Origin of the sequence: Rhizobium leguminosarum bv. viciae USDA 2370 (assembly GCF_002008365.1) — a bacterium.
In the GTDB taxonomy this organism is placed as follows: domain Bacteria; phylum Pseudomonadota; class Alphaproteobacteria; order Rhizobiales; family Rhizobiaceae; genus Rhizobium; species Rhizobium leguminosarum.
This window is the reverse complement of record NZ_MRDL01000043.1, coordinates 43,904-52,630: the sequence shown is the minus strand read 5'-3', so window position 1 is coordinate 52,630 and position 8,727 is coordinate 43,904. Positions and strand designations below refer to the sequence as shown.

5 protein-coding genes and 6 pseudogenes are annotated in these 8,727 nt (G+C 55.2%); 1 reads left to right on the top strand and 10 read right to left on the bottom strand.

Annotated features, from left to right (window positions below; genetic code table 11):
• Positions 1–106, top strand: a pseudogene (locus tag BS629_RS38495) (IS6 family transposase); the annotation flags it as partial.
• Between the two features lie 260 nt (positions 107–366).
• On the opposite strand, the gene BS629_RS21705 reads toward BS629_RS38495, so the two are convergent.
• The 10 genes and pseudogenes from BS629_RS21705 to BS629_RS21675 form a co-directional block, all read right to left on the bottom strand.
• Positions 367–1,485 carry a ferritin-like domain-containing protein gene (locus tag BS629_RS21705; RefSeq protein WP_077988486.1) on the bottom strand — a complete coding sequence of 373 codons (1,119 nt, stop codon included), beginning with the start codon at positions 1,483–1,485 and terminating at the stop codon, positions 367–369.
• Positions 1,486–1,487: 2 nt separating this feature from the next.
• Positions 1,488–1,898, bottom strand: a complete 411-nt coding sequence (locus tag BS629_RS39910) for a GMC oxidoreductase (protein ID WP_245315107.1) — start codon at positions 1,896–1,898, stop codon at positions 1,488–1,490.
• The gene (locus tag BS629_RS39905; RefSeq protein WP_245315106.1) at positions 1,895–2,293 is read right to left on the bottom strand and encodes an FAD-dependent oxidoreductase; all 399 of its coding nucleotides are present in this window, start codon (positions 2,291–2,293) and stop codon (positions 1,895–1,897) included. Before BS629_RS39905 ends, BS629_RS39910 begins: the two co-directional genes overlap by 4 nt.
• A gap of 34 nt (positions 2,294–2,327) precedes the next feature.
• Positions 2,328–2,471, bottom strand: a pseudogene (locus BS629_RS39900) (glycoside hydrolase family 15 protein); the annotation flags it as partial.
• A gap of 207 nt (positions 2,472–2,678) precedes the next feature.
• A pseudogene (locus BS629_RS21695) lies at positions 2,679–3,379 on the bottom strand (IS6 family transposase).
• A gap of 296 nt (positions 3,380–3,675) precedes the next feature.
• A pseudogene (locus BS629_RS38485) lies at positions 3,676–3,894 on the bottom strand (transposase); the annotation flags it as partial.
• 110 nt (positions 3,895–4,004) lie between these two features.
• Positions 4,005–4,157 (bottom strand): annotated as a pseudogene (locus BS629_RS39895) (transposase family protein); the annotation flags it as partial.
• Between the two features lie 511 nt (positions 4,158–4,668).
• Positions 4,669–5,202, bottom strand: a pseudogene (locus BS629_RS21685) (molybdopterin-dependent oxidoreductase); the annotation flags it as partial.
• Positions 5,203–5,908: 706 nt separating this feature from the next.
• Positions 5,909–6,913, bottom strand: coding sequence for an RcgR family putative quorum lactone hydrolase (locus BS629_RS21680; RefSeq protein ID WP_077988484.1), 1,005 nt, complete (start codon positions 6,911–6,913; stop codon positions 5,909–5,911).
• Positions 6,903–8,513: an RcgA family putative transporter gene (locus BS629_RS21675; protein ID WP_077988483.1), complete on the bottom strand. Its 1,611-nt coding sequence runs from the start codon at positions 8,511–8,513 to the stop codon at positions 6,903–6,905. The genes BS629_RS21680 and BS629_RS21675 overlap by 11 nt, the downstream gene beginning before the upstream one ends.
• Between the last annotated feature and the right edge of the window lie 214 nt (positions 8,514–8,727).

Here is an 8,727-nt window from a genome sequence, read left to right as displayed (position 1 = left end):
AAATCTTTTCGTCGCGCCGCACCAGAGACACTCAGCCCTAGCCACCCATATTCATCGGATCCGCGCCATGGCGCAGTGGAAGGCCGTGACCGCTGCAATTGCCTGAGTTTACCGCCAAGCGACTTTTCGGCCGTTGATCAAACAACGTGACATCGCCGTCTTATGTTATCTGGCGTTGGTGCACGGATGTGGAACTGAACGGATGGGGCAAGGTGACGAAGGGCGGTGAGCAGCGTGTCGGCGACCTCGCTCCCGACCACCGTGTCGAGCGTGTCGAGAGTTCCGCCAGGCCCGCTCCCAAAAGATCGAAGCGGGAAAAGGCCGTCAATTCGACAGAAAGGTCGAGAAATGCATCGAAACGGCTGCTCATGCGATCGCCTCCGCCTGCCCGGTGACAGCTGCCTGTTTTGCACTGTGGGGAATCTCGTAGGTGGGGCTGCTGTACTTACCGGGATGGCCCGGCAGGGGATTGCGGATCAGTTCAACGATTATATTGCGGAATTCGAACATGATCGGAACGGCTTCCAGCAGCAAGCTCGGCTGGCCATTATAGGCACGCGTCAAAAGCTCCAGAAACTCGCCATAACATGTATTGAAGTCGGTCGCCGCCTCACGCAATTCCGAGCCTTCGGATATTTCCGCCACCTTGAGGTTCGGTTTGATGGGATAAGCGCCTTCCCAGTCGACCTGCAAATGCGGACCCGTGGGGTGTCCGGGCTGATCACCTTTCCGGTAATAGCGGCCTTTGACCAGTTCATCGAAACGATAGTAATGGGCCAGTTCGTGCTCGTCATCGTCGTAGATACCGCCACCGTCACCTTCGCCCTGTTCCATGATGAGCTCTATGGCTTCGAGGGCGCTTTTCAGATCGGTCACGGGAAACAACTCACCGCCTCCGGAATAATAATATTCCGAGGTAATCTGGCGAAACTTGTCGCCGATAAAAATCGTTGTGCCCGCCCGGCGCGCTTCGGCTTCTAAGTATTTGATGCCGTCTGCGATTGCCGAATAGAACTCGCCAATACTGTAAAAATGGAGATCTTCGTGCCTCGGATCACTGCCAAGCGCTGTGATATGCGGGGAGTTCTTGCGTTGTATCAGGCCCTTGCCAGCGAGATGTTCGGGGCGCCGGGCCGGGCGCTCGATTTTCAAGAATGTCGCCAGCGCTTCACGGCTGAAAGCCTGTATGCTGACCTTAAAGTCGGTCTCGCCGTCAGGGAGCGAGGCGGGATAGTTAACCGCGAAATCTGGCCTAGTAAGATCCGGCGTGCCACCGATGGCATTAAGGATATTGGCCGCAATGGTCAAATCCAGCATTTCTTCCACGACGATCACGCGAAGAACTTGCGCCGCATCCCGGTTTACACCGGGCTTAATCGAGTAAAGTGCCGTCAGATACGGCGGAATCGTCGCATGTTCGAGCTGCATCGCACGGTGGAGAAACTCTTTCAGCTCATCGAGCGTCTTAATGCCATAAGGATCCATCCTCAAGCTCCCTGGAATATAGTTAGGTGCACAGTCGGGCTTCGTGTCGCTTGCGTCGAGTTCCGCAGTTCGTTCCGCGTATCGGATATTGGTCTTTGTTCAGTGCAGATATTCAGAATGTCGCGACTGCTTCGGAAGCACGTGGCGGCCAGCGTCAAGGTGACATTGGCTATACCGAATCGGCCCACGAGGTAGAGGTTTTCGTGGTCCCAGCTGCGCTGGTTCTTGTCCACGACGGAATTGGTCTTCGTCGTTCCCATGATGTGGGTGCCGGTGCCGCCGCGGATCGCATCGCCTTGCCCCTCATAGGCCACATAGCCGAAATCGCTGGGGTCATAATGGGTATGATCCTGCGCGCCCAGACGCGTAAAGACGGTGCGCGCAAACTGGCGGCCATAGGCGGCACCCTTCATGGTATATTCCGGAACCGTGAACGACAGGATGGGCCGCATATTGCCGCATAAGGTCCGGATTGAACGATATAGGTCGAGCTATCGGTTTCCCCCGCCTGCAGCTTGCGAAGCTGCGTGCTGCGGGGCATGGCCGCGTTCGCATTCAGCGGAAAGGGCGACTGGTTATCCTTGGTGGCTGCCGAATAGAAGGTCGTCAGCAGAACGTTATAGCCTGCCAAAGAGCTATGGGCACCGGTTCCGGCTTCAAGCACAAGGACACGCTTGCCAGCTTCTGCAGCCTGCTTGGCAATTATAGCTCCGGAAATGCCGGAACCAACGACGACGATATCGTAGTCGCCAGACGCTGCGACAGACTTGGAATCCGCCTTCAGCGCTGATTCGAGTGGGAAAAGCACTTTGATCCTCCATCATTCCCGCAAAGCCGCATCAGGAAAAATAGCGCGATAACGCAACCAAGTCGGTCTGCGCGAAGGCAGGTGTCAGAGTAACCACAGGCGCAAGAGCGCCGATAGCCACGCCTGTACTGGTCAAATCCGCAACTGTCGTCGGCTGACTCCAAAACGCTGCTGTCATCGGCTGACTCCACAATTGATTGAAATTTGGCGGGACAAGACGCCTTAGACTAGCTATATTCGTGATGTCGTAAATAAGTACTATTGCTCAGTTTGTTGCCGTTTCCGATGAGGTCGTCCTTCGTTTCGAGATGATTGCGCCGCCGGCTCCCGGATGGGCGTTGTCACGTTGTTTGAATGTGGCCACGTGAGGCCGAGCCTGCGCTTTTCAGGCAGGCCGTGCACTCACGGCTTCCCACGCTGCCATTGCCTGGCGTCGATGGGTTCGAATTTGTGCTGCGGAGCGGTTGGTCTGGGATGGGACGAAGAGGTTTTGGACGGCGGAGAAGATCGACACGAAATGTTGCAATGAGCCAACCGACCGGAAACCCTGTCGCGTTTGCTCCCGTTTTCTCACGGCAGGTGAGAACTCTCCGCCCGGTTGTTCAAGCCTTTATGCGAGCGGTGTTCCACGTTCGGCATGACCTGGCGTCTGGCCGCCCCGTCGGAGCAATTTGTCCGTGATCATAGGCTTTGGCGGCATGCCCGGCTTCTTCAGAAGTCGCGTCAGCAGGCGCTTGGCCGCCTTGGTGTTACGGCGTGTCTGGACGATCTCGTCGAGCACATATCCGTCCTGATCAACCGCTCTCCACAACCAGCATTTTCGACCGTTGATGCGCACCACGACTTCATCGAGGTGCCAGACATCGTCTTTCGTCGGCGCCTTGGGGCGTATGCGGCGCGCATAATCAAGGCCATGCTTTCGGCACCATCGGCGGATGGTCTCGTAGGAAAGACGATCCCGCGATCGAGCAGCATTTCCTCGACATCACGCAGGCTCAGATTAAAGCGAAAGTAAAGCCAGACAGCACGGGCTACGATTTCGATCGGATAGCGGTGGTTCTTGTAGGTCGGTGCACTCACGCTCATGGGTGCGCTGCAACCTCAATTTCCTTACCGCTCAATCAATGTGACAATACCCCAAAGATTGGTGATGATCGAGGCGCTGGCCGCCGCGAAAAAAGTGAACAGGCCACCCAATGCGCGGCGGTTTGCGCAAGTTAGGAAGTGACTCGGCGATTGGACTTGTCTCTTATGAACCGGAGACGGGAGCAGCGCGGCAAGAACGACGACGCCCGCATAATTCATCTGTCAATCAGCATCCAAAATTCACCCCTTATCGGCATCCAATTTTGGCTCTGACGCAATTTTGGTGGTGATGGATTTTATTCCGTGCCGATGACGCGGGCCTGGAGGAGGTCAATCTTTCCGCGGCCATACATCTGGCGTTTCACCAATTTGAGCTTGGTGATCTGCCCTTCGGTCTGGCCATTCGACCATGGCGACGTGATCGCGGCGCTGACGGCTGCACGGTCCTTGACGACGCCGTTAGCGAAGGACGCGACCAAGCCTGTTCGAGCTTTCTCCAACCATGGATCGAGATCAGTTGGACGATGTGGTCGAGCCTCGCAGTTCGCCGCGACGAAGGCGCGAGAACGTCCCCGTCAAAGCGCTCGGTGAAGATTCGCCGGCCGCACAACACTGCGTCGCAGTGGAATCGTCGCGCATCAATGACAAGTCGAACAGGCTTTCCCACCAACGGCAGGTCAGCCAAGCGTCGTTGATATCGACTGTGGATTCGTTCCGACCTTGTTCCGCAGACTGGGCAAAGGCTTGCTGTGCTCGCCGGACGTATTGCGATCAACATGCGTCATCAATGGCTGTATTGTAGACCACAAAACCGCGAGGAACGAGCGTCGACGACCGGAGCGAATGACCCATGGTGCTGATTCCTTATGTGAAACCAACATCAGCCAGCACTCGATTTCATCAAAAGTGAGTCAGAGCCAAATTTGCACGCCGAAACACACACAACACGTGGCTGCCGTCGAAACAAGTTCGACGACAACCACGCTGCCTTGGGAGGCGAAAGGTTTTCCCGACAATCCGGTCTTCCGGATGAGGTAGCAGGGTCAGCTACTATTCGTGCACATTCGACGAACGATAATTGCCGCCGCGAGAATCGTTGGGCGCGCCACGCTAGACTATCGCGCCGCCGGTGTGAGGCGGGCTACCGCTTCGGTTCCACCCGATCGCAACTTTCGCAGGAAAGCGCTTGTCCTGTCGATGTGGCAGCCCGTACTGCCGCTGGCTCATCGAGAAATCTCGATTTTTTTCGTGCGTCCGTGGATGCCCATCTCAGTGTCGCAGGCTCCGGTTCAAGGATTAACTTCAACTTGAACCGTGTGTACCGCGTTTCTCGCGTCAGTCAACTGCTGTCCCTCCCCAAGTTCGTCCGTGCACCGACATAGCAAGATATTCTGGCCTGATGAAGGGGTCCATGGCAACTCGAACCGCTGCCAACTTCTACCCTCGCGCGGCCCTACTGCGGCAGTCCGCCATGACCCTCCCCCGTCCACACTGACCTCGACGCTGGAGATCTGGTGGTCTCCCCAAGCCCAGCCCCATATTTTCGTTGGCATGTCCGCTGACAGCAGATCATCTGGGGACGGCGACACGATGACGGACTCCGGGGCCACGCCCCAAACCGGCTTCGTTCCCGACGCGGTGGGGTCATTATAGAAGCGCGTCGTATAGGCGCCGCTTGCGCGCCGATCCGCAGCCGTGATCGAACCAACCCATTTCACGGAGTTTGTGCCATACCAACCTGGCACGACCAATCGAACCGGTCCTCCGCGCGCTGGAGTGAGTGGCCGACCGTTGATCTCAAGCGCGAGGATAACTTCTTCTGCACACGGCGTGGGCAATAACTTCGGCGGGAAAGCGATGTCGATGATTGAGTGGATCACGGTACTGTCATCAACCTTCATCGCACATCGAATTCCATATTCCGTTAAGTTGACGATGCCCCGGCGAGCGTCCGCAATTCCTTCGCCTCGGGTGTCAATACGATGAATGTCGCCTGGGCGAACGCCCGATCCAGGCCGCTGAGCCCATTTTCCGAAGCAGACGAATTTCGGCCTGGTCAACGAGGCGCTCAAGGCTGGATATCGGCGGCAAAAAATATGCCGTCAACTTTATCCTCAAGGACCCGCAGTTCGATCCTTGGCACATTGATACCGTCTTAGCGTACTGTGGGTTTGATTGTTGGTCCATGAGTGGCCATGTCGATTGCTGGTGGCCATTCGCCTTTTCAAACGCCAGTTCCATAAATCTGCTTATGCGATATGTTATAACATAACAGTGTATATTCATGCTCCCACGATCCGACTGTCGGGACGACACTTCAGCGCCCTCCACCATCATCCCTTATTAATCGGCAGGAGCGCCGAACCTGCATCGTTGATGCCCTACGGAACTGAGCGCGGTCGGTTCCGTAGGGAAATCAACATGGCGACGCATCGCCACCCGTCACCCGCTACCACCCTTGCGCGCACATCTCTCCTCGGCCATCTGCATCGCAGCAACCGTCACCTTGTGAGATCAAGAGCCCTCAGTCTAGCGGAACGACAGAAACCGTTTCAGGCTCAAACCGGCCAGCAAAATGTAAGGCGGCATGCCGAGCGAATAGTGACCACAGTTTAATTCCAAAATGTTTGGCCTAGCTCCGGCGGCCTTCAGCCTCTGCATGAACCCCCGTGATATCTCTGGCAGAACAACCTTGTCCCTCTTAGCCAACACAACATGAAGTTCGAGATCGGTCCGTGCCAAATTGTGCGCGTAGTTCTCTAGGATAAGCGGACCCCACGCCCTTCTGAGCTCGGTCAGCTCAATAACGGGTTCAAGGCTTTCACGTATCGATCGTGTGGCGCGCCCTGTCCAAACCATGTCTGCGAGACTTCCTGCTGTAAGAAACAACGAGGCTTTTGACACAGCCGAGTCGTGCGCAGCGATCAAACCCGCGACCCAGGAACCTAAGCTCATACCGAGAACGGAAATCTCTCGATAGCCTTCGCTTTTCAACCAACGAATGAGTTTTCGCCCGTCCCATACTGCCTGCCGCACAGACTGGATGGTTCGACCGAGATTAGCGCTCAGCATATAGTCGGCGTGCACCGCGCCTGGACGGCTGCGCTCGAAGTGATAGGGCATGGCAATCTCAACAACCGTGATGCCGCGTCTCGAGAAAAATTTCGCAATCTGGTGACTTCGGGTGCTTGCATTCCAATGGTGAAAAATCACCATTACCCTGTTGAAGGAGCCGCTTTCTGTGATTTTCGCCCATACGACGTTGTTCTCTTCAACGTCAGTAGACATGCCCGATGGAAATTTAAGCCACTCATCTTGCCTTTGAAAGCGCTGATCGTCCCCGCCTGGCTCATCGAAAAAGGACGGATCAGCAACGGCCTGGTCCGCAAGGACGCAAAATTCGTCGATACTTCCTATGTTCTCAGCGCCTGGAAAGGCGCGGTCGGCGTCAAGGACGAAATCGGTTGCAGTCTTCGATTCCTCACCGCGCCGTGCCCGTCGCTCATCCCAACGATCAAGCCAACTATGATACATTTTGATTGCTTCCTAAGTCGCGCGCTCTCCATCGCCCAAACCCCGGGTCAATAAGGCCGTACATCGCGAACAGCACTCCAATGCCGAGAAGGATCGAAAAGCCTGTAAACGCGTCGATCAGCAGGTAGCTAGTAAAGAGTAACCCCACGACCGCTGACATCTTCCACAAGGGGAAATGAAACCGGGATCCGGCACCTAAACGGATGGAACCGTATAGAAAAACAATACAGGTCGAAATAGCGACAAGAAGGCTGCTGTAATGGGTCGGCATCCTATAGCTGGATCCGTTGCCCATATCTTTGCCCCCATAAAAAGCTGAAGTCACATCGCCGAGCAACCAGTCGACAATATTCTTTCCGTTCGATGCCAGATAAGAGCTTTGGGCCTTCATGCATATGGCGATCAGGATCCCCAAAATAGTACACCGAAAAATTCCGCGCATCACCAGCAAGGCGATCCCATTTAGCTCGTATTCATAATCTCCTCCCGCCCGATTCTTCGATGCCTCTCCAATTTTCCAAAGGTCATGAACCACCGTATGAAGCAAAATGAGGCCTGCGAAGAAGAGATAGAAGCACAGGCACATATAGAGGTAAGCGAGCCCTGTGAATATAATCTCCATCGGCACCGATATGATTTCAGGCTGCACGAGCGCTAACTTGCCCCAATCCATCGCATAGTTGCCACCGCCTTTTAGCAGCGGAATCAAGCACACGCCGATCCATTGAAAAAGACCGGCGAACAACACACAGATCAAAAAGACCGCCCAATATGTATACGAAGAAGCATCTACGTTGCGGGCCCAAGCGTCGTCGCTTTCCACACGATTGCCCGCCGCTACAATCCGTAAGCGCCCTTCATTCTTCCAAAACAACAGCAACTCTATGACGAACGCAAAAAACAGTGGCAAGAACACCATAAAGAGGAACGTCCAATTGGGCGCCCAGAGGAAACCTACCTGTTTGACGAGACCATCCGCCCGATTGTAAGTCGCGTTGTGGATCCCCACAATATACGAGAGAAACCCAAGGGCGGTGGCACCCGCAAACACCGACGCAGGTAGATCTAAGGGAGATCCGCGGCTAAATAGCGCCTCCGACCTCCTCGCCAAATTAAAACGTCGGCTCGGCTGATTAGCCTCGGTATCCCTTTCCAGCTTTGCCGGCGACTCCATCTCCTCATCGACGACATTCAGTGCCAGATTTGGAACCTCTGCCGCAGGGCTGCTTCCCGCTTTCTTCAAACCTCGCCTCTTCGCCGTCAAGCGAGATTGCGCCGCACTTAGCTCCATCTGCCATTCGCTTGTTGCTACGGGATCATCACACCCGAAGACCCTTGCCAGCCAACGAATATTGGTCGTGCTGATACCCTTCTCATTTTCTTGAAACCAAAGCTGGACCGTTCGCAGATCGACCCCAGTCCGGTTGGAATCGATCTGTGAAATCGCCTCAGCGAGAAGTTCGGGCGTCCACGGGCCTGCGGGAAAGCCATCACCTCCCAACGGCCGGCCCGCTCCTGCCGCGGCCAATTGTTTGAAGAGTTCTTTGAAATCACTTCCGTCTTTCGGCGGAGGGAGAAATAACTTTCCATTCTTTGGCAATGGCTTACCGACTCTGCTTTCGTTTCGTTTCGGTAGATTTCGTGCGCTTGTGCCCGATCAACGGGTATCGCAACTACACGCAACTGCATAGCGATTCTACTATCAGGAGCAAAATTTTGAAGTTTGGGATGTTGATTTCAGAACAGATGAGCAGCGAGTGAGAGGAGGAAGCCATTTTGCCGCTCGCTTGTACGAACGCCGGAGACCTCACCGA

Bases quoted from the DNA above. Each gene is read 5' to 3' on its own strand.
- BS629_RS21705 (WP_077988486.1), bottom strand. From the start codon at position 1,485: ATGGATCCTTATGGCATTAAGACGCTCGATGAGCTGAAAGAGTTTCTC.
- BS629_RS39910 (WP_245315107.1), bottom strand. From the start codon at position 1,898: ATGAAGGGTGCCGCCTATGGCCGCCAGTTTGCGCGCACCGTCTTTACG.
- BS629_RS21680 (WP_077988484.1), bottom strand. From the start codon at position 6,913: ATGTATCATAGTTGGCTTGATCGTTGGGATGAGCGACGGGCACGGCGC.